Origin of the sequence: Actinorugispora endophytica (assembly GCF_004363075.1) — a bacterium.
Lineage (GTDB): Bacteria > Actinomycetota > Actinomycetes > Streptosporangiales > Streptosporangiaceae > Actinorugispora > Actinorugispora endophytica.
Genome location: NZ_SNYN01000001.1, coordinates 303,793 through 324,577 on the forward strand (window position 1 = coordinate 303,793; position 20,785 = coordinate 324,577).

General features: G+C 72.7%; 16 protein-coding genes and 1 tRNA gene. 5 read left to right on the plus strand and 12 right to left on the minus strand.

Annotated elements, in window-relative coordinates:
- The first annotated feature begins 173 nt into the window (after positions 1-173).
- The 3 genes from EV190_RS01395 to EV190_RS01405 all read left to right on the plus strand — a co-directional run bounded on the left by EV190_RS01395 (position 174) and on the right by EV190_RS01405 (position 2,050).
- Entirely contained in the window at positions 174-851 is a 678-nt protein-coding gene (locus EV190_RS01395; RefSeq protein WP_133739564.1) for a helix-turn-helix transcriptional regulator, read from the plus strand.
- Between the two features lie 33 nt (positions 852-884).
- Positions 885-1,340, plus strand: a complete 456-nt coding sequence (locus EV190_RS01400) for a DUF3291 domain-containing protein (protein WP_133739565.1) — start codon at positions 885-887, stop codon at positions 1,338-1,340.
- Positions 1,341-1,435: 95 nt separating this feature from the next.
- Entirely contained in the window at positions 1,436-2,050 is a 615-nt protein-coding gene (locus EV190_RS01405) for a superoxide dismutase family protein (protein ID WP_133739566.1), read from the plus strand.
- 305 nt (positions 2,051-2,355) lie between these two features.
- Here EV190_RS01405 and EV190_RS01410 read toward each other — a convergent pair whose 3' ends face one another.
- The gene (locus EV190_RS01410; RefSeq protein WP_133739567.1) at positions 2,356-3,513 is read right to left on the minus strand and encodes a carbohydrate kinase family protein; all 1,158 of its coding nucleotides are present in this window, start codon (positions 3,511-3,513) and stop codon (positions 2,356-2,358) included.
- Between the two features lie 133 nt (positions 3,514-3,646).
- Here EV190_RS01410 and EV190_RS01415 point away from each other — a divergent pair, with 133 nt between their 5' ends.
- Positions 3,647-5,026 carry a 6-phospho-beta-glucosidase gene (locus EV190_RS01415; RefSeq protein WP_133739568.1) on the plus strand — a complete coding sequence of 460 codons (1,380 nt, stop codon included), beginning with the start codon at positions 3,647-3,649 and terminating at the stop codon, positions 5,024-5,026.
- A gap of 89 nt (positions 5,027-5,115) precedes the next feature.
- Here EV190_RS01415 and EV190_RS01420 read toward each other — a convergent pair whose 3' ends face one another.
- The 8 genes from EV190_RS01420 to topA form a co-directional block, all read right to left on the minus strand.
- A complete protein-coding gene (locus tag EV190_RS01420) occupies positions 5,116-5,523 on the minus strand; it encodes a pyridoxamine 5'-phosphate oxidase family protein (RefSeq protein ID WP_133739569.1) in 408 nt (135 codons plus the stop codon).
- Between the two features lie 101 nt (positions 5,524-5,624).
- Positions 5,625-5,698: transfer RNA gene (locus EV190_RS01425), tRNA-Thr, on the minus strand.
- A gap of 95 nt (positions 5,699-5,793) precedes the next feature.
- Positions 5,794-7,350 (minus strand): aminotransferase class V-fold PLP-dependent enzyme, encoded by a 1,557-nt coding sequence (locus EV190_RS01430; RefSeq protein ID WP_133739570.1) that lies wholly within the window; start codon positions 7,348-7,350, stop codon positions 5,794-5,796.
- 201 nt (positions 7,351-7,551) lie between these two features.
- The gene (locus EV190_RS01435; protein ID WP_133739571.1) at positions 7,552-9,090 is read right to left on the minus strand and encodes an alpha/beta hydrolase; all 1,539 of its coding nucleotides are present in this window, start codon (positions 9,088-9,090) and stop codon (positions 7,552-7,554) included.
- Complete coding sequence (locus tag EV190_RS01440) at positions 9,087-9,935, minus strand: PSP1 domain-containing protein (RefSeq protein ID WP_208112983.1); 849 nt, start codon at positions 9,933-9,935, stop codon at positions 9,087-9,089. The genes EV190_RS01435 and EV190_RS01440 overlap by 4 nt, the downstream gene beginning before the upstream one ends.
- Before the next feature lie 98 nt (positions 9,936-10,033).
- Entirely contained in the window at positions 10,034-11,206 is a 1,173-nt protein-coding gene (locus EV190_RS01445; RefSeq protein WP_133739572.1) for a DNA polymerase III subunit delta', read from the minus strand.
- A 157-nt stretch (positions 11,207-11,363) separates the two neighbouring features.
- Positions 11,364-13,427 carry a dTMP kinase gene (gene tmk / locus EV190_RS01450; protein WP_133739573.1) on the minus strand — a complete coding sequence of 688 codons (2,064 nt, stop codon included), beginning with the start codon at positions 13,425-13,427 and terminating at the stop codon, positions 11,364-11,366.
- A 302-nt stretch (positions 13,428-13,729) separates the two neighbouring features.
- A complete protein-coding gene (gene topA, locus EV190_RS01455) occupies positions 13,730-16,480 on the minus strand; it encodes a type I DNA topoisomerase (RefSeq protein WP_133739574.1) in 2,751 nt (916 codons plus the stop codon).
- Positions 16,481-16,707: 227 nt separating this feature from the next.
- Here topA and EV190_RS01460 point away from each other — a divergent pair, with 227 nt between their 5' ends.
- On the plus strand, positions 16,708-16,893 hold the full coding sequence (locus EV190_RS01460) for a DUF5703 family protein (RefSeq protein ID WP_133739575.1): 186 nt from the start codon (positions 16,708-16,710) through the stop codon (positions 16,891-16,893).
- A 160-nt stretch (positions 16,894-17,053) separates the two neighbouring features.
- On the opposite strand, the gene EV190_RS01465 is transcribed toward EV190_RS01460, so the two are convergent.
- The 3 genes from EV190_RS01465 to EV190_RS01475 all read right to left on the minus strand — a co-directional run bounded on the left by EV190_RS01465 (position 17,054) and on the right by EV190_RS01475 (position 20,735).
- A complete protein-coding gene (locus EV190_RS01465; RefSeq protein WP_133739576.1) occupies positions 17,054-17,785 on the minus strand; it encodes a hypothetical protein in 732 nt (243 codons plus the stop codon).
- 205 nt (positions 17,786-17,990) lie between these two features.
- Positions 17,991-18,896 carry a hypothetical protein gene (locus EV190_RS01470; RefSeq protein WP_133739577.1) on the minus strand — a complete coding sequence of 302 codons (906 nt, stop codon included), beginning with the start codon at positions 18,894-18,896 and terminating at the stop codon, positions 17,991-17,993.
- 519 nt (positions 18,897-19,415) lie between these two features.
- On the minus strand, positions 19,416-20,735 hold the full coding sequence (locus EV190_RS01475; protein ID WP_133739578.1) for a M20/M25/M40 family metallo-hydrolase: 1,320 nt from the start codon (positions 20,733-20,735) through the stop codon (positions 19,416-19,418).
- Between the last annotated feature and the right edge of the window lie 50 nt (positions 20,736-20,785).

Genomic DNA, 20,785 nt, shown 5'->3' on the forward strand with positions numbered 1-20,785 from the left:
TTCACCTGTGTTTCAGTGTTGTTTTGGTTGATGTTAGAAGGGTGATGCAGTACACACAAGGGCGACTGAGACTTATTTTTGGTTTTACGTGGGTTTTTTATGGGTGCGTTAGCGTCCCGCGACGCCCCGGGTACCTCCGGTGACGGACCGCTCCCGACGGGACAATAGAGAGCATGAGCGAAACGGAGATCGACGCGATCGGCGCGCTGGCCGATCCCGTACGCAGGCGGCTGTACGAGTACGTGGCCGCCCGGGGCGGCGAGACCACCAGGGCCGAGGCCGCCGAGGCCACCGGCCTGCAGCGCACCCTGGTGGCCTTCCACCTGGACAAGCTGGTCGAGGCCGGCCTCCTGGAGGCGGCCGGCCGCAAGGCCCCGGAGCGCCGGGGCCCCGGGTCCGGCCGCCCCGCCAAGGTGTACCGGCGCTCCGCCCGGCAGATCGGCGTGCAACTGCCGCCCCGCGACTACGAGACCGCGGCGCACCTGCTCGCGGAGGCGGTCGAGCGCTCGGGGGCCGAGGACTCCCTGTACGAGGCGGCGCGCGCCGAGGGCGCCCGCCGGGGCGCCGCCGACCCCGCCCCCGAAGGGGTGCCGGACGAGGACGCCCTGCGCGAGCACCTGGCGCGGTTCGGGTACGAACCCGCCGACGACGCGGACTCCCCCGGCACGCTGCGGCTGCGCAACTGCCCGTTCCACACCCTCGCCCGCGCGTTCCCCCCGCTGGCCTGCGGGATGAACCTGGAGCTGCTGAGCGGCCTGCTCGCGGGCTCGGGCGCCGAGGGGTTCACCGCGCGCATGGCCCCGCGGGCGGACGGCTGCTGCGTCGCCATTTCTAAAAACAAAATTGATTGACTTAGAAGCCGGGGACATGATGGACTCCTCCTCATGAGTGGCTACCACCTCGCCCAGATGAACGTGGGCGTCCTCAACGCCCCCCTCGACACCCCCCGGATGTCCGACTTCGTCGCCATGCTCGACCCGATCAACAGCCTCGCCGACGCCAGCCCCGGCTTCGTGTGGCGGTTCCGCTCCGAGGGCGCCAACGACGCCACCGAGGAGCGCCCCTTCGGCGACGACCTGCTGATCAACTTCTCGGTGTGGGAGTCCTCCGAGTCCCTGTGGGACTTCACCTACCGCACCGACCACCTCGAACTGCTGCGCCGCCGCCGCGAGTGGTTCACCCGGCTGGACGGCGTCTTCCTGGTCCTGTGGTGGATCCCCGCGGGACACGTACCCACTCTGGCGGAGGCCGGCGAACGCCTCGACCTGATCCGGGAAAAAGGTCCCACCCCCGAGGCGTTCGACTTCCGCACCCCCTTCCCCGCCCCGGTCCCGGCCTGAGCCCCCCGACTTACCGGAAACCCTGTGCATTCGCTCGAACACTTTGGGTAACGTGTCGGCTGTTCGTCCGCCACCGACCCGGGGAGCCCTCCACCGTGCGCACCACACCGACCGTCATCGGGATCGCCCTGTCCGCTCTGCTGCTCACCGGCTGCGAGAACGCGGCGACCAACCCCGACGGACCGCCCGAGCCGGGGCCCACCGCCCTTCCCGGGACCGCCGAGTCGTCCGGGCAGTCGCTCCAGGTCTCGGAGTCCTTCGCGGCCTGGAGCGAGGGGGCGACCGCCGTCACCTACGACGAGGAGGCCGTCCCCGCGGAGTCCACCATCCAGGTGTCGGTGGCCCCCGCGGGCTCGGCCACCGGCTTCACCCTCTCCGTGACGGGCCTGCGACCGGACCGCGACTACGGCGCCCACCTGCACACCGAGCCCTGCGGCGAGGACCCGGCCGACTCGGGGCCGCACTACCAGAACGAGGCCGACCCCGAGCAGCCCTCCACCGACCCCGCCTACGCCAACCCCCGGAACGAGGTCTGGCTGGACTTCCGCACCGACGCCGAGGGCGCCGCCTCCGCCCAGACGTCCGTCACCTGGGCGCCCCGCGCGGGCGAGGCCAACTCGGTGGTGATCCACAAGGAGCACACCCAGACCGCAGCCGGCCACGCCGGAACGGCCGGAGACCGCCTGGCCTGCGTCAACGTCCCCCTGTAGGGAACCTTCGGCGCGGGGGTGGTTCGGCGTGCCGGTGCTTCGGGTGGGTCTTTCGGCCTCACGCCACGCGCATCGCGAGGTCACGGCGGGCGGCGACGGCGGGTGAGGGCCGAGGCCGCGCCCATGACGTCCGTCGCGTGAGGGGTTCGTTGACGGTCGTGGGCTTTCCGCCCTTCCCGGCCCCGAAACGGGCGGAAAACCCACGACCGTCAACAAAACCACCGGTGCCCGAATTCACCCCCGCGCCGGAACCTCCATAAGCTCTCCGTCCCCGGCCGCTCCGGCGCCCCCGGCGCCGGGCCCCGTCAGTGCCGCAGCCCGATGGTGGCACTGGCCCGGCGCTGGTCGGTGGGACGCCACGGCAGGGGGACGAGGTCGGACAGGAAGTCGTACTCCCTGCTCAGCCTCAGCCAGTTCGCGTCGTGGCGGGCCGCGTGCAGCTGCCCCCACCACGCGGCGATGTCGGCCCAGCCCGGGGCGGACAGCGAACCGCCGGTGTGCTGCACCGACAGCGCGGCGCACAGGTTGGCGAACCGCAGCCGCCGCTCCAGCGGCCACCCCGCCAGCGTGCCCACGATGAACCCGGCCCCGAACACGTCCCCCGCGCCGGTGGTGTCGACCGCGTCCAGCACGATGCCCTCGACCTCGGCGCGCTCCCCCGTGGTCTGGTCCACCGCGAGCGCGCCGCGCGGACCGTCGGTGACGACCGCGACCGGCACGTACTCGGCCAGCGCCTCCAGCGCCAGCGCCGGGCTGCCCGTACGGGTGTAGGACATCGCCTCGATCGCGTTGGGCATGAACGCGTGGCAGTGCCGCAGCTGGTCCAGCACCGAGCTCGGCCACCGCTGGCTGTCGTCCCAGCCGACGTCGGCGAACAGCCGCGTGCCCTCCCCCGCCTGGTCCAGCGCCCACTGCGGCACGTCTCCGTCCGCGCTCAGGCTGACGAAGGCGGCACGGGCGCGGGGCAGTTCGCGGGCCATGTCGTGCAGCGGGACCGGCGAGGGGTGCTCGTGCGTGACCATGCTGCGGTCGTCCCGGTAGGCCAGCGAGACCGTGAACGGCGAGTGCCAGTCGGGGATCCGCTTGGACGCCGAGAGGTCGACCATCTCCTGCGCCGACAGCGTCTCCCAGCAGAAGTCGCCGTACACGTCCTCCCCGAAGGCCGCCGCGACGGCGGTGTGCAGGCCCAGCCGGGACGCGGCCACCGCCATGTTGGCCACACCGCCCGGACAGGACCCCATCCCCTTCGCGCCGACCTCGGTCCCGCTGGCGGGCGGCGTGGCCAGTCCGGTCAGCACGATGTCGAAGAAGACGGTCCCGCTCAACGCCAGGTCGATCGCGGGCCCGTCGGGTTTGCGCGACCCCTCCAGCACGTCCCGCGGCTCGCCGACGAGGGGAGTCGATTCGAGTTTCCCGTACCCCGACGCCAGCTCCTGGGCTGCTGCTTCTCCGTTCGTCGCCATGCCGGCCCCCTGCGCGTCTCGTGGTTTAGAACCGTAGGGTAGCCGCCTCCACCGTCACCGCACCGGCGGAAAAACGCCATCGGCCCCGCGTGGATAGGCTGGCGGGCGTCGGCGGACCGAAAGGGGAACGGACGTGCGGTTGACCATCCTCGGCGGGGGCGGCTTCCGTGTCCCCCTGGTGCACCGGGCCCTCCTGGCGGACTCCCTGCGCGCGGACGCGCCCGTCACCGAGGTCGTGCTGTTCGACGACGACCCCCGGCGCCTGGCCGCGATCGGCGCGGTGCTGGAGCGCCAACGCGACGCGCACCGCGCCGCACACGGGGAACCGCCGCTGGCCGTGCGCGTCGAGAGCGGGCTGGAGGCCGCGCTGCGCGGCAGCGACATGGTCTTCTCCGCGATCCGGGTGGGCGGGACGGCGGGCCGGGTGCTGGACGAGCGGGTGGCGCTGGCCGCCGGGGTGCTCGGGCAGGAGACGGTGGGCGCGGGCGGGATCAGCTACGGGCTGCGCACCCTGCCGGTGGCCGTGGAGATCGCGCGCGCCGTCGAACGGGTCGCGCCCGAAGCGTGGACGATCAACTTCACCAACCCGGCGGGCCTGGTCACCGAGGCGATGGCGCGGGTGCTGGGCGACCGCGTGGTGGGGATCTGCGACTCCCCCGTGGGGCTGGGGCGGCGGGCGGCGCGCGCGCTCGGGCTGGACCCGGCGCGGGCGCGCTTCGACTACGCGGGGCTCAACCACCTGGGCTGGCTCCGCGGCCTGCACGCGGACGGGCGGGACCGCCTCCCGGACCTGCTGGCCGACGAGGCGGCGCTGGACTCGTTCGAGGAGGGGCGGCTGTTCGGCGCGGCGTGGCTGCGCGCGCTGGGGGCGCTGCCCAACGAGTACCTGCACTACTACTACCTGGCCCGCGAGTCCCTCGCGGCGGTCGCGGGGACGGCGGACGGCGGGCGGACGCGCGGCGAGCAGATCGTCGAGCAGCAGCGCGACTTCTACCGCGCGGCCGCGGAGCACCCGGAGCGGGCGTACGAGCTGTGGGACCGCACCCGGCTGGAGCGGGAGGAGACCTACATGGCCGACAACCGCCGCGCCGCCGGGGGCGTGCGGCGGGAGGCCGCCGACCTCGACGGCGGCGGCTACGAGCAGGTGGCCCTGGCGGTGATGCGCGCGGTCGCCCGCGACGAGCCGACCCGGCTGATCGTGAACGTCCGCAACCGGGGAGCCCTGCCCGGCCTGGACGCCGACGCGGTGGTGGAGGTCCCCTGCCTGGTCGACGGCTCGGGCGCCCGCCCCCTGGCGGTCGACCCGCTCGCCCCGCACCAGGCCGCCCTGGTGCAGACGGTCAAGGCCGTGGACCGCGAGGTGATGGAGGCCGTCCGCACCGGATCGCGCACCGCGGCCCTGCGCGCCTTCGCCGCGCACCCCCTGGTGGACTCGGTCACCACCGCGCGGACCCTGCTCGACGGCTACCTCGGCGCGTTCCCCGCCCTGGCCCGGACCCTGCCCCGCCCCTGACCCCGGCCCTCTTCCCGGTGATCTTGACGTTTTCGGGGCCTCAGAAGCGGTTGAGACCCCGAAAAGGTCAAGATCACCGGGAAGAGGGGTCAGCGGGGCTTGACCGTGCCCATCGTCCTCGTGACGGTGATCTCGATGACGACGCGCTCGGGGTTGGGCCTCGGCGGGCGGTAGCGGCGGGTGTACCGCTCCACCGCGTCGGCGACGGCCGCCGGGTCGTCGTTGACGACCGCGGTCCCCTCCAGGGTCGCCCAGCGCGCTCCGTCGGCCTGGCTCACCGCGACGACGGCCCCCGGCCCGCCGGCGCGGACGTTGCGCGCCTTCCTGCTGCCCCCGCTGGTGATGACGCGGGCGACGCCGGCCTCGCTGTCGTAGGTGACCCCGACGGGGACGAGGTGGGGCGTGCCGTCCGGCCGCGCCGTGGACAGGAAGCCGATGTGGCGCTCCTCCCAGAACGCGAGGAAGGCGGGGTCGGAGCGCAGGTGGGGTGCTGCCATGGTCTTCACTCCCGGTGTCGGCCGCCGGCGTCCGCGCCCGCGTCGGCGGGGCGTCAACGTGAAAGGCCCCTCCCGAAGCCGGGAAGGGCCTTTCACCTGGGAGCCGCCTAAGGGAATCGAACCCTTGACCTACGCATTACGAGTGCGTCGCTCTGGCCGACTGAGCTAAGGCGGCGTGGCCTCGTGGCGAGGCGCAATCAGTCTAGCGTGTGCGGCGGTGTGGCCGGAACGGATACCGGTCCGGTGTCGGCGGGCCGGGCGGGTCCGGTGTCAGCAGGCCAGGCGGGACGGCAGGTCCCGCGTGTCGGGGAAGCGGTCGAGGTAGGTGGCGAGGGCGAAGTCGAGGAAGCGGGACACGTCGGCGATGTTGCTGACCAGCCCCGTCGAGACGCGGATCGCGCCTCCCGACGGCATGCCCAGCGCGCTCATGACGTCGTCGAGGGTGGCGGCGGTGCGCAGGGCCCGGGAGGCCAGAACGTCCCGGTCCAGCTCGAAGGCCGCCTCGCCCGCCCCCGGGTTGCAGAAGCAGCCGGTCCGCAGGGAGATGCGCCGGGCGGCCGCGTCACGGGCGACGACGCGCTCGTCGACGACCGTCCCCGCCGGGTCGAGGAAGTTGAAGGCGACCGTGCCCCCGCGCGCCTCGGTGGTGACCGGCCCGTAGACGCGCGCCAGCGGCTCCCCGGTGGCGTGCCGGGCCGCGGTCAGGCGGTCCAGCAGCCACCCGGTGAGGCATCGGACACGGGCGCGCACGGTCTCCACCCCGATTCCGGACAGCCAGCGCAGTCCCACCTCCACGTCCGGGATCGAGAGGTAGTTGAGGGTGCCGTCCTCGAAGGCGGACTCCCCTTCGGCCGGGTGGTGCCAGTCCCCGGCCACGCTGGCGGACCGGATCGTGCCGCCCGAGAACCACGGGCGCTCCAGCCTGGCCAGTGCCTCCCTGCGCACCACCAGGCAGCCCAGGCCCGTCGGGTAACCGAAGATCTTGTACCAGCTCACCGGCATGAAGTCGGGTTTGGTCTCGCCCAGGTCGATCCGGTTGGCGGGCGCGTAGGCGGCCGCGTCCAGGAGCACGTCGAAGCCGTGGTCATGGGCGGTCTCGATCCACCCCAGGGGGTGCTGGACCCCGGTGAAGTTGCTCTGCGCCGGATAGGCGAGGAGCCCCGACCGCCCGGCGGGGCGCAGCGTCGGCGGCACCGGGCGGCTCAGCGCGGCGCGCACCCCTTCCTCGTCCCCGCGGAGCTCGGGGCCGGTGAGGCCGACCGTGTCGATCTGCGCCCCCCGCGAGCGCGCGAACTCGCGGATGCCGTTCACCGAGTTGTGGTTGTCCACCAGCTGCACGAACCGCCGCCCCGGCTGGAACGGGTACGCCTCCCCGACCAGCCGGCACGCCCCCGTCGCGTTGGCGGTGAAGACGGCCGCGTACTCCTCCGGCTGGGCGTTGAAGTAGCGCAGCACCGCGGCCCGCGCCCGCTCCACGAGCTCGGTCGAGGCCGTCGACGCCGGGCTGGTCGAGTGCGGGTTCCCGAAGCATCCGCGCGCCACCCGCTGCGCGTGCGCCCGGATCTGCGCCTCGGCGGGCAGGCCGCCCCCGGTGTAGTCCAGGTAGAGGTGGCCGTTCTCGTCCAGGTAGCGGTATTCGGCCGCCCGCAGCTCGTCCAGCCCGGCCGTGTCGACGTACCCCGGATACGCGTCCAGGAAGTCCGTCTGCTCCGGGACCCGGGGTCCCGCCGATGTCTGTACCGCCGTCGCGGCCGTACGCCCCGAGGCTGCGCCGCCGTCCTCCGGCCCGTGGGAAAGCGGGGCCGGAGGGGATTCCGTCCGCTTCATGTCTCCCCCCGCACTTCAGTCCCCGGGAACGGACGTTCCCTCAACGGAGGGGTGCGACCCGGCGCGGCCCGGACTTGGCGAAGTTTTGGTCCGGGCAGGCGCTCCGTCGCCGACCGGTTGCGGGTCTCCGCTCCGCCGGTGGCCGTGTGCGAGGCCCGGGCCCGGCGCACGGCCACCGGCGGAGGCCCGGGAGCGAGGCCCCTACGGGAGGTCGCAGACCGTCCCCTCCGCGGGCGCCGTGGTCTCCAGGAGGTAGGTGTCGACGGCCTGGTCGACGCAGTCGTCCCCCGACCGGTAGGCGGTGTGGCCGTCCCCCTCCCAGGTGAGCAGCACGCCCGTGTCCAGGGCCGCGGCCAGGTCCTCCGACCACTGGTACGGCGTGGCCGAGTCCCGGGTGGTGCCCACGACCAGGATCGGCGGCGCCCCGTCGCCGTCCAGCTCGATCGGCTCGGCCACCGCCTCCTCCGGCCAGTACGCACACGTCAGCGCGCCCCAGGCCAACGTCGGACCGAACAGCGGCGAGGTCTCGGCGGCGGTGCGCGCGGCCTCCTCGTACACGGCGATGTCACGCGGGCTCTCGCGGTCCGCGCAGTTCACCGCCACCAGCACGGCGGTGGAGTTCTCGTACTCGTCGCGGTTCTTGCGGGCGTACAGCATGTCGCCGAGCTGCAGCAGCGCGGTGCCGTCTCCGCTGTCGATCGCGTCGGCCAGGCCCGCGCGCACGTCCGGCCAGAACGACTCGCTGTACAGCGCCGCGAGTACGCCCATCTCCGTGCGGGGCCGGTTGACCTCGCGGTCGTCGGCCCGGTTCTCCAGCGGTTCGCGGGCGGCCTGTTCCAGCAGTTCGCCGATCCGGTCGACGCCCTCCTCGACGGTGGTGTCGGGGCCGTCGGACAGCGGGCAGTCGGGCAGGGCGAGGCAGTCCCCGACGAAGGCGTTCAGCGCCGTGGTGAAGCCGCCCGCCTGCTCGACGCTGATCTCCAGCTGGTCGCCCTCGGGGTCGACGGCGCCGTCCAGCACCAGCGCGCGCACGTTCCGCGGGAACAGCTCCGCGTAGTAGGTGCCGATGGAGGTGCCGTACGACTTGCCGAGGTAGGTGAGCTTGTCGTCGCCGAGCACGGCCCGCAGCACGTCCATGTCCCGCGCCACGTCGGCGGTGCCCACGTGCGCCAGGAGGTCGCCGGACCGGTCCTGGCAGGCCTGGACGAACCCGCGGTTGGCCTCCTCCAGCTCCGCCAGCCCTTCGTCCGTGACCTCGGTGGGGTCTCCGTCACCGTCCTCGCTGTCCATCTCCAGGCCGAGGAAGTCGTCCAGCTCCTCCGTTTCGAGGCAGTACAGCGGGTTGCTCCGGCCGACTCCGCGCGGGTCGAAGCCGACGACGTCGAACCGCTCGCGGACCTGCTCGGAGATGACGCCATGGGCCGCTCCGACGTATTCGACGCCCGAACCGCCGGGCCCGCCGGGGTTGACCAGCAGCGAACCGATCCGGTCCGCCCCCGAGGCGGGCAGCCGCTTCACCGCGATCTCCAGCCGCCGCCCGTCGGGGTCCTCGTAGTCCATCGGCACCTCGTAGGCGCCGCACTCGAAGCCGCCTCCGCAGTCCTCCCAGTCGATCTCCTGGGTGTGGAACGCGGACAGCGGGTCGGCCGAGGCGCCCGGCCCACCGGCCCCCTCTCCCGAGCATCCCGCCGCGACCAGCACGACGGCCAGCGCTCCGGTGATCCAGCCAGTTGTCTTCACGCGCTCCCGCTCTCGGTGCCGTCGTCGCCCCCATGGGAGCCCTCGTATGCCTGCCGCGGACCGCACACGTCCGAGCGGTCGCACGCGCAGCGCCGCCCGCTCGCGCTGAGGCGGACGACCACCTTCTCGGCGGGAACATTGTGCCCGACGACGACCCCGTCCCCGTCCGGGGTCCGCACCCTGCCGCCCGCGGGGACGTCCGCCTTGAACTCCTGGTACAGCGGGTGCTCGTACTTGAGGCAGCACATGAGCTTGCCGCACGCGCCCGAGATCCGCATCGGGTTCGCGGGAAGGCCCTGGTCCTTGGCCATGCGCATCGTCACGGGCTCGAAGTCCTTGAGGAAGGTCGCGCAGCACAGGTCCCGCCCGCACGGGCCGATCCCGCCCTGCAGGCGGGCCTCGTCGCGCGCGGCGACCTGGCGCAGCCTCACCCGCGCCTCCAGGGTCCTGGAGAGTTCGCGCACGAGGGCCCGGAAGTCCACCCGGGACGGCGCGGAGAAGTAGACGGTGAAGGCGTTGCGCGCGGCGACGTAGTCGACGCCCACGATCTTCATCCGCAGTCCCCGGGCACGGATCAGCCGCTTGGCCACCGGCCGCACCTCGGCCCGCCGCCGCCGGACGTACTCGTCCCTGGCGAGGTCGTCCTCGGTGGCGATCCCCTCGCACACCGGCAGCCCGTCGACCTCCTCGCTCACCCACTGCGGCGCCCAGACGCACTCGGCGACCTCGGGCCCCTCGTCGGTCGGCACGAGCACCTTGTCCCCGACCCGCGGGCTGGTCGCCCCCGGGTCGAGGTAGTGGAGCCGCCCGTACCGTTCGAAGCTCACCGCCATCATCATGGGCATGGGAGAAGCCTAGGCGATGGCCCTCTCGCGGTGATCTTGACTTTTCCGGGGTCTCAACCGCTTCTGAGACCCCGGAAAGGTCAAGATCACCGCGAGGATCAGCCCGTGTACAGCGCCGCCGTCATCGCCTCCATGGCGATCTGCGGGTGCACGTTGGCGCCGATGCGGCGGCGGCACTCCATGATGGCGTCGATGCGGCGCAGGGTGGCCTCCGGCGTGGACGACCGGGCGACCCCGCGCAGGTCGGCGTCGCGGTCGGCGGTGGGCAGCTCCACCCGGGCGCCGAGCTGGATCGCCAGCACGTCGCGGTAGAAGGCGACCAGGTCCATCAGGGCGAGGTCGTAGGTGTCGCGCTTGATCCTGGTGGCGCGGCGCTTCTGCTGGTCGTCGAGGTCCTTGAGGGCGCCCGCCGCCCCGCGCACCGCCTTGGCCACTCCCTTCCCGGTGGACCCCTCGCCGAAGGCCGCCCTCATGTCGGCCTTCTCCTGCTCGTCCAGCGCGCCGGTGGTCTCCTTGGCCTCGGCCTCGGCGAGCTCGTACAGGCGGGCGGCCGCGGTGACGCAGGCCCCCAGGCCGTCCAGGCGGGCCGGGATGGCCAGCACCTCCTCGCGCCGCCTGCGGGCCGCGGGGTCACCCGCCAGCGCCCGCGCGCGCTCGAAGTGCCCGGCCGAGGCGCGTGCGGCCTCGGCGGCCAGGTCCGGGGCGACGCCGTCCCGGCCCACCAGGGCGTCCACCACGGCCCGCGTGGTGGGGGTGCGCAGGGTCACCAGGCGGCACCGGGAGCGGATGGTGACGAGCAGGTCCTCGGCGGTGGGCGTGCACAGCAGCCAGATCGTGCGCGGGGACGGCTCCTCGACGGCCTTGAGCAGCGCGTTGGAGGCGGCCTCGGTGGCGCGGTCGGCGTCCTCGAAGAGCACCACCCGGAACCGGCCCCCGGTGGGCCTGGAGGCCGAGCGCAGGACGAGGTCGCGCGTCTTGTCCACACCGAAGCTCAGCCCGCTGGGCCGCACGTACAGCAGGTCGGGGTGGGTGCCGGAGAACACCTGGTGGCAGGAGGAGCAGTGCCCGCAGCCGCCGTCGGGGCACTGCAGCGCGGCGGCGAACGCCCGCGCCGCCTCCGACCGCCCCGACCCCGGCGGCCCGGTGAACAGCCAGGCGTGCGTCATCCCCGCGCCGCCGCTGCCCGCGAGCAGCCCGTCGGCCGCCCGCGCGGCCGAGCGCAGCTGCTCGATCACCGTGTCCTGGCCCACCAGGTCGTCGAAGACGCTCATCACGACCAGCATAGGAGCCCCCGGCGACATCGGGGCGCGGTCCGCGCGGTTGCGGCCGCCCCGCCCGCGCGGACGCGGCCCGGACCAGCGGGGTCCCGGACGACGAGGGGCGGCGCCGTGGCACGGCGCCGCCCCTCACCGGACTCCGGTCGGTCGGTCAGTCCCGGATCACCGGGAGCATTCCGGTGATCTCCTCGGCGTCGTCGGGGACCGGGTCGGGCAGGAGCGGACGCAGGCGGCGCTGGATGGCCTTGGTGACGGCCTCCTGCGGGTCCTGGGCGTCCAGGACCAGATAACGGTCGGGGTCGCGGTCGGCCAGCTCCAGGAACCCCTTGCGGACGCGCTCGTGGAACTCGTCGGACTCGGCCTCCAGGCGGTCGGCGGGGCGGCCGCCGTGGCGCTCCATCCCCTGGCCCACCGGCAGGTCCAGCAGGATGGTCAGGTCCGGCACCAGCCCGCCGGTGGCCCAGCCGTTGAGCTCGGCGATCTCCTCCTGCACCAGTTCCCGGCCGGCGCCCTGGTAGGCCAGCGTGGAGTCGACGTAGCGGTCGCTGATGACGATCGCCCCCCGCTCCAGCGCGGGCCGGATCACCGAGTCGACGTGCTCGGCGCGGTCCGCCGCGTACAGCAGCGCCTCGGCCCGCGCCGACATGCCGGTGTTCTCCTTGTCCAGGAGCATCGCGCGCAGCCGCATGCCGATCTTGGTGGCGCCGGGCTCCCGGGTGGTCAGCACGTCGAAGCCCTCCTCGCGCAGCCAGATCGCGAGCTGGCGGGTCTGGGTGGACTTGCCCGCGCCCTCGCCGCCCTCCAGGACCAGGAACATCCCGCCGGCCCCGGCCGACTCGGGAGCCGGCTTGGCCGGCACGCCCCGCAGCGAGGCCACCAGCTCGGCCAGCAGCGACACCTCGTGCTCGTCGTTCATCTGCCGGTAGGCCACGAAGGAGACGATGACGAGCAGCACCGCGGCGATCAGCAGCACGCCCGCCGTGCCGTGGAAGTCGTAGCTGAGCTCGCCCACCTCGAAGCCGTACGAGCCGATCAGGGCCGCCACCAGCGGCGCCGCGGCGACCGAGCCCATCAGCACGATGCGGGCGGTGGCGTGCAGGAAGGCGAAGGTGCGGCCGCGGATCTCGTCCTCGACCTCGTGGCCCAGCATGGTCAGGCCGATCGCCCAGGCGACTCCCGCGCCGACGCCCAGGAAGGTGGTGAGCACCGCGGCCATCACCATGTCGGGGATCAGCCCGACCAGCAGGAGTGCGAAGCCCGACACGCCCAGGGCCAGTCCGAACAGGCGGCGGCGGTTGAAGTCGCGCAGGACCCTGGGTCCGGCGAACATGCCGATCGCCATACCGGTGAAGACCGCGCCGAACATCACGCCGAACCCGGCGTTGCCCGCTCCCAGGTCGCCCACGAAGATCCGCGCGACGCCGATGACCGCGCCGCCCGCGGCGAACGCGCCGAGCATCCCCAGCAGCAGGCCGCGCACCAGCGGGGTCGTCCCCGCGAAGCGCCAGCCGTCCCAGACCGCGCGCAGCACGGACGGCCGGGGGGTGCCCTCGACGGACCGGCTCCGGGGGATCGGCAGGGTCCAGACGACGGCGGCCGCGACCAGGAAGGCGGCGCCGTTGATGTAGAGGGCGAGGTCCGCCTCCGGCGCCTGGAGCGCGGGGAACAGCGCGCCCAGGACCGAGCTGAAGGAGGCCAGGAGCGCGAACAGCCCCGCGGCCACCGGCGCCGAGCCGTACGTGGTGAGCAGGCCGAGCTGGTTGGCCTGCTCCAGCCTGCGCTTGGGGACCAGGTCGGGGACGGTGGCGTTCTTGGCGGAGCCCCAGAACAGCGCCACGCACTCGGCCAGGAAGTTGGCGATGAGCAGCCAGTCCAGGCGTCCCACGATCGGGATCGAGATGTACAGCAGGCCGCGGATGATGTCGCCCACGACCATGGTGAGGCGGCGGTCGACGCGGTCGGCCAGCGCTCCGGCGATCGGGCTGAGCAGCACCGACGGCAGCACCTTGAGGACCACCACGCCGCTCACCGCGAAGTACTGCACGAGCGGCCCGTTGTCCTCGGTGAGGATCGTGGCCAGCGACACGAGGGCGAGCAGGCTGAGCCAGTCGCCGAGGCTGGACAGCGACAGCGAGATCCACAGCCGCCGGAACGGCTTGATCGCGAGAACGTTGCGCGCCTCGCCAGGCGCTCCGAGGGGTGCGGGTCTGCTCATGGCGAACAGCGTATCGACGGTTGCGGGTCGCGCAACGCTTACGGACGGCCCTTTAACAACGAATGCGCGCGCCTGTTGCCACTCCACTGGGTGTTCACCGGCACACCCCGAAACGTGATTCGCCCCACTCCGCCGCGGACCCGGGTTCCCGGCCCGGTGGTGCGCGGGCTGTTCGGCGTCCGGAGGAGGGACTACCGATGATCGTGACGCCAGCGTCCCTCGAAACGGACACCATGGAACGCTGACGTCACGATCATCAACGAAGCCCTCACGCGGCGGACGGCCCCCGCGCCCGAGGATCCCTAGGGCTTCTTCGTCGTGCTCCGCTTGGCCGCGGGCTTCTTGGCCGGGGCTTTGCGGGTGGCCGCGGGCTTCTTCTTCACCGGGGCCTTCGCGCGGCGCTCGGCCAGCAGTTCGGCCGCGCGCTCCACCGTGATCGACTCCACCTCGTCGCCCTTGCGCAGGGAGGCGTTGCTCTCGCCGTCGGTGACGTAGGGACCGAAACGCCCCTCCTTGATCACCATCGGCTTGCCGGTCTCGGGGTCGTCGCCCAGTTCGCGCAGCGGCGGCGCGGCCGCGCGGCGGCCTCGCTGCTTGGGCTTGGCGAAGATCTCCCTGGCCTCCTCGACGGTGACCGTGAACATCTGCTCCTCGGTCTCCAGCGAGCGGCTGTCGGTGCCCTTCTTCAGGTACGGGCCGAACCGGCCGTTCTGCGCGGTGACCTCGGCGCCGTCGATCTCGCCGACCACGCGCGGCAGCGACAGCAGCTTGAGGGCGTCCTCCAGCGTGACCGTGTCCAGCGACATGGACTTGAGCAGCGAGGCGGTGCGCGGCTTGGGCGCGGCCGCCTTCCTCGTCCGGGCCTTCGGCTTGGGGTCGGCCTCGGCCGGGGCCGGCGCCTCGGGCTCCTCGATGACCTCGGTGACGTAGGGGCCGAACCGGCCGTTCTTGGCCACGACCGCGCGGCCGGTCGCCGGGTCCGTGCCGAGCTCGCGGTCCCCGCTGGGCTGCGCGAACAGCTCCTCGGCCATGTCCTTGGTGAGCTCGTCGGGGGCGAGGTCCTCGGGCACGTTCACCCGCTGCCCGTCGCGGTCCAGGTAGGGGCCGTAGCGGCCGACCCGCAGCATGATGTCGGTGCCGGGCAGGGGGAAGGAGCTGATCTCCTTGGGGTCGATCTCGCCGAGCTGGTCGCCGACCAGCTCCTTGAGTCCGCTCTCCTCGCCGCCGCCGTGGTAGAACCGGCGCAGCCACGGCACCCGCTCGGCCTCGCCCCGCGCGATGTCGTCGAGCATGTCCTCCATGCGCGCGGTGAAGTCGTAGTCGACCAGGTTCCCGAAGTGCCGCTCCAGCAGCTGCACCACGGCGAAGGCCAGGAAGGACGGCACCAGCGCCGAGCCCTTCTTGAACACGTACCCCCGGTCCAGGATGGTGCCGATGATCGAGGCGTAGGTGGAGGGCCGGCCGATCTCGCGGTCCTCCAGCTCCTTGACCAGCGACGCCTCGGTGTAGCGGGCGGGCGGGCGGGTGCTGTGCCCCTCGGCCTCGACGCTCTCGGCCTTGAGCGCGTCGCCCTCGTCCACCGGGGGCAGCCGCCGCTCGCGGTCGTCGAGTTCGGCCTGCGGGTCGTCCGAGCCCTCCACGTAGGCCTTGAGGAAGCCGTGGAAGGTGATGATCTTGCCGGTGGCGGTGAACTCCACGGCCTCGCCCGTGGCGGAGGCGCCCGCGATCCGCACGGTCACCGACTCGCCGACGGCGTCCTTCATCTGGGAGGCGACGGTGCGCTTCCAGATGAGGTCGTAGAGGCGGAGCTCGGTGGCGCGCAGGCCGGTCTCGGCGGGCGTCCGGAAGGACTCCCCGGCCGGGCGGATCGCCTCGTGCGCCTCCTGGGCGTTCTTCACCTTGCTGGCGTAGACCCGCGGCGCGGGGGGCAGGTAGTCGCCGCCGTACAGGCGGGTGACCTGGTCGCGGGCCGCGGCCACGGCGCTCTCGGACAGCGTGGTGCTGTCGGTGCGCATGTAGGTGATGTGGCCGTTCTCGTACAGCTTCTGCGCCACCTGCATGGTCTGCTTGGCGGACAGGCCGAGCTTGCGCGACGCCTCCTGCTGGAGGGTGGTGGTGCGGAACGGCGCGTACGGCGAGCGGCGGTAGGGCTTGCGCTCCACCGAGCGCACCGCGAACTCGGCTCCGGCCAGGCGGGCCGCGAGGCCGCGGGCGGCCTCCTCGTCCAGGTGCAGGACGCCCTCGGGCGAGCGCAGCACCCCTTCGGAGGTGAAGTCGCGGCCCTGGGCGACGCGGGCGCCGTCCACGGTGACCAGGTTCGCCGGGAAGCCCGCCGGGGTGTCGTCGGAGCCGCCGGCGACGGTGTCGAAGACGGCTTTGAGGCCCCAGTACTCGGCGGAGGTGAACGCGATGCGCTCACGCTCGCGCTCGACCACCAGCCGGGTCGCGACGGACTGCACGCGGCCCGCCGAGAGCTTCGGCATGACCTTCTTCCACAGCACCGGGGAGACCTCGTAGCCGTACAGCCGGTCGAGGATCCGGCGGGTCTCCTGCGCGTCGACCAGACGCAGGTTGAGGTCGCGGGTGTTCTCGGCGGCTCGCCGGATGGCGTCCTTGGTGATCTCGTTGAACACCATGCGCTTGACCGGGATCTTGGGCTTGAGCTCCTCGCGCAGGTGCCACGCGATCGCCTCGCCCTCGCGGTCCTCGTCCGTGGCGAGGTAGAGCTCGTCGGCCTCGGCCATCAGGTCCTTGAGCTTTTTGACGTGCGACTTCTTGTCGGTGTTGACGACGTAGAGCGGCTCGAAGTCGTGGTCGACGTTCACGCCCAGACGCGCCCACGACTCTTCCTTGTACCGGGCCGGGATCTCCGCCGCCTTGGTGGGCAGGTCGCGGATGTGGCCGATGCTGGACTCCACGACGTAGCCGCGGCCGAGGTAGCCCGCGATCGTCTTGGCCTTGGCCGGTGACTCGACGATGACAAGCCGGTTCCCCCCGCCGCCTGCGGTGTCCTTCGAGCCGTTGCTACCGGAGCTGCCCTTCTTGGGTGGCACGTCTTCCCCTACGTCTAGCCTTGCGTCGTCTACGCGCTCGCCACGCGAGGCGCGAACTGTCGGTTGCCCAGCCACTGACGGTAACCGACGTCGCCGGGCTTCGCCTCCCCCGTCCCGTCCGCGCGACGGACCGTGAGGCTCGGAACTTCCCCGTATGAGCAAAGTGATTCACCAGCGTGTGCGAACGGTGTGGCACAACACCCGTCGGCAGTCGCAGAATAAACGCAATGCTTGACTACGAGTACCAAGAACTCCGTTTCCCTCGCGGCACTTCCAGGAACGTCGCCCGACAGGCTCTCACCGAGCACGCCGAGTACGGCCGGTGGGAGCTCGCCCGGGTCCGGGTGTACCTGGACGGCAGCCGCCACGTCACCCTGCGGCGCAGGATCATCCGCCAGATGAGGACCATGTGAGTTAGCCCACACCGACGGCGCGGACCGTGCCGGTGGAGCGGACGGCGCGGACGACCCGCGGCCGGTCCCGGCCACCGGGCGGCCCCGCCGGACAGGAACAAGGGCGAGCCCCGCGGAAAAATTCCGCCGGGGCCCGCCCCCCTGTGCTCCCGGCCGCCGACTAGAGGGTCGGGCCGTCCTTGCGCCCGCGGTGGCTGTAGCCGATGTAGAGGGCGACCATGCCCAGCACGATCGCCACGATCCCCCCGCTGACCAGGGTCGTCGTCTCGGCGCCGGTCAACGGGAGGACGGGCGTGGTGATCCCCGACGACTCGGTCCCGGTCCGCTCCTCAGGGTCTGCCGGGGCGTCCGCGGGAGGCCGGGGGAGGTCGCTCCTGTCCCCGGGGTCCTCGCTGCCCTCCTTGTCGTCCCCTCCCCCGGGCTTCTCCCCGCCCTGGTTCGGGGGCTCCTCCGGCCGGTCCTCGCCTCCGCAGCCCCGGTCGCGGCCGTCGCACTCGCCGGACGGCTCGTCGTCGTCATCGTCCGTGCCGCTCACGTTGATGTCGGAGCAGGCGGTCCCGACGCTTCCCAGCACCCCTCCGACCGCGTTGCCGCAGACGTTGACCGGCGCGTCGGCGCCGGTGGCCGCCTGGTTTCCGCCGAGGGCGTGGACGTCCCCGGAGCCGGTGGCGTCGCGGTCGCCGCTCCTGTCCGCGGCGGTCGCCCCGCCGCCCTCGCAGAGGGATCCGAACGAGCCCAGGACGATCGCGTCACCGCAGATGGCGGCCGAGGAGTTCATGTCCTCGAGGATCTGGTCCACTCCGAGCGCGGAGGCGGCGGCGTCCGCGTGGGTGATCGGGGCGACCGTGAAGAACCCGGCCGCGAGGAGGGCCGCGAAAGCCGTCTTTCGCATCTTTCCGTGCATGGTGTTTTTTCCTTCTGGTGTCGAGAAGAGAATTGCGGGACAGGTCGGCGACCGGGAATTCGGAAACGAGGTCGCCGGTGGACGGTCCGACCGGAAACGGGTCTCCGCGGCAGGCCGGTGCGGTTCGCGCCCTGGACGGCGCGGCGCTCACCCGGGCCCGGACGCGGGTGTTCCGGACGGCCCGGAGGCTTGGCTAGTCAGGCGAGAAGGAGGGGTCGTCCGCGGCGTCGCGCGCGGCCGGGGCCGGGCCGCCGGACAGCGCGGCGCCCCCGGCGACGAGCCGCGGCGTCTCGACGCGGTGCGCCAGGTAGCCCGCGGTCGGGCTCGGGGCCGACGACGGGGAGACGGTCCCGGCGGAGTCGGCCCCGGGCCGCCACGGCTTGCCGGAAGGCGCGGCCGGGGCCTCGGACGGGTCGCCCGCGTGCGCGGCGTCCCCCGCCGGCGAGCGGTCGGCGTTCGCGGGCGCGCCCGCGCTCCGGAGGAACAGGCCGTCGGGGACGCCCGGAAGGTGTGCGGAACGGCGGCTCGGGACCTCGTGGCCCGCGCGGGCCACCGCGTCCCCGCCGTCCTCGCCGGCGGAGGAACGCTCCGTCGCGGTCGGCGCGGGCGGGGGGCCGAGAGGGGCGGCGGCGTCCGGATCGGGGGTCCGGCGGAGGCCGGGAGTGTTCCAGACGGTCCCGCGCAGTCCGTCCGCGATCTCCCCGGCGGGGCGCGCGAGTCCTCCGGGAACGCCCTCCGCGAGGGGTTTCTCTTCTCCGACCAGGGAGGACTCGGTGTAGGCGCCGATCCTCCCCCCGGTCTCCACCGTCTCGGAGACGAGGTCTCCGGCGTCGCGGGGCGACTCGTCCAGCACACCGCCGACCCGCGAGAGGTCGGCGGTGTCCTCGGCGATCCGCTCGAGCTCCTCGGCCACGGCCGACGTTTCGGCACGCGGCTCCGTGGGGAAGGCGTCGTCGGCGAACGCGGTGCCGACTCCGGCGAGCAGCCACCCCGCGACGGTCAGACCGCCCAGGGTGAGGAGGCGCGCCAAGAGGGGGTTCGCGGAGCGCCGGACCGCACGGACGGGGACGCCCCGCCGCTTACGGTCCGTGGACACCATGAATAACCCCTCGCTGACGACGACGTGGCCGAGGTTGAGCTGATCACATCCCTTAGTCACGAAGAGCTATCGCTCTTGGACTGTGAGTAACCGTAGCACCGGTGCGGAACCGCCACGACCGTCTCCACGGAAAAGCGCCGGGGGCTCCCCGGCGCTTCGGACGCCATTATCCGAAATGAATTGGATTTCCGGCGCGGCCCATTGCTTTTCCCACATGGCGGCCGAACCGGACCATTTCCCGTAATCCCGCCGAGCGGGACGACCCCGCTCCAGGGATTCTCCGGCGCGGGGGTGTTCCGCGCACCGGCGTTGGGAGGGTTTCTCGGCCTCATGCCGTGCGGATCGCGAGGTCACGGCGGGCGGCGACGGCGGGTGCGGCCCCGGACTGCGGGAAGGTGTCCGCTTCCTGGCACTCTCCGGTGATCTTGACCTTTTCGGGGTCTCAGAGACGGTTGAGACCCCGAAAAGGTCAAGATCACCGGGAGGCAGCGCCTGAAACGCCCCCGCGCCGGAGGTTCCCTAGCTGAGGTCGATGAAGCGGTCCAGGACACGCGTTCCGAACTGGAGGGCGTCCACCGGGACGCGCTCGTCCACACCGTGGAACATCCCCGAGAAGTTCAGCTCCGGCGGAAGGCGCAGCGGCGCGAACCCGAAGTTCCGGATGCCCAGCTCGGCGAAGGCCTTCGCGTCGGTGCCCCCCGACAGGCAGTAGGGGACGGCCATGGCTCCGGGGTCCTCGGCGAGCAGGGCCTCGGTCATGGCGTTGACGATGCCGCCGGTGAACCCGGTCTCCACGGCGGGCAGGTGCTGGATGAACTCGCGGGTGACCCTGGGCCCCAGCAACCGGTCGACGTCGGCGAAGAACTCCTCCTCCAGACCGGGCAGGAAGCGCCCGTCCACCTGGGCGGTGGCCTCGCCCGGGATGACGTTGGCCTTGTACCCGCCCGCCAGGACCGTGGGGTTGACCGAGTTGCGCAGGGTCGCGCCGATCATGCTGGCGACCGGTCCGAGCCTGGCGACGGTGGACTCGACGTCGTCCTCGCTGAACTCGATGCCGAACGCCTCGCACACCTCTTCGAGGAAGGTCCGCACGGTCTTGGTCAGCCGGACGGGGAACTCGTGCCGCCCGAGGCGGGCCACCGCCGCGGCCAGCTCGGTCACCGCGTTGTCGTCGTTGACCATCGAGCCGTGCCCCGCGGTCCCGCGCGCGGTGAGCCGCATCCAGGCGAGGCCCTTCTCGGCGGTCTCGATGAGGTACATCCGGCGGCCCTCGCCGACGGTGACGCTGAACCCGCCGACCTCGCTGATCGCCTCGGTGCAGTCGGCGAACAGCTCGGGGTGCTCCCTGACCAGCCAGTGCGCGCCGTACGCCCCGCCCGCCTCCTCGTCGGCGAGGAACGCCAGCACGATGTCCCGCGGGGGTTTGCGCCCCTCCCGCAGCCTCTGGCGCACGACCGCCAGCATCATGGCGTCCATGTCCTTCATGTCCACGGCGCCGCGGCCCCAGACGCACCCGTCGGCGACCTCGCCGGCGAACGGGTGGTGCGTCCAGTCGTCGGCGTTGGCCGGCACGACGTCCAGGTGCCCCTGCAGCAGCAGCGGCGGCCGGCTCGGGTCGGCCCCCTCGATCCGCGCCACCAGGCTGCTGCGCCCCGGGTGCGGCTCGTAGATCTCACTCGCCACCCCGACCTCGTCGAGCCTGGCCGCGACGTACTCGGCCGCGACCCGCTCCCCCGGCCCCGAGTGGTCCCCGTAGTTGGACGTGTCGATCGCGATGAGCTCCCGGCACAGATCCGCCACCTCGGCCCCGGCGCCGTTCACTCCGCCCTTGTCACCCATGCCGCATCTCCGCTTCTCTCGGTTCCCGACCTTCCTCCCACCATCGTCCC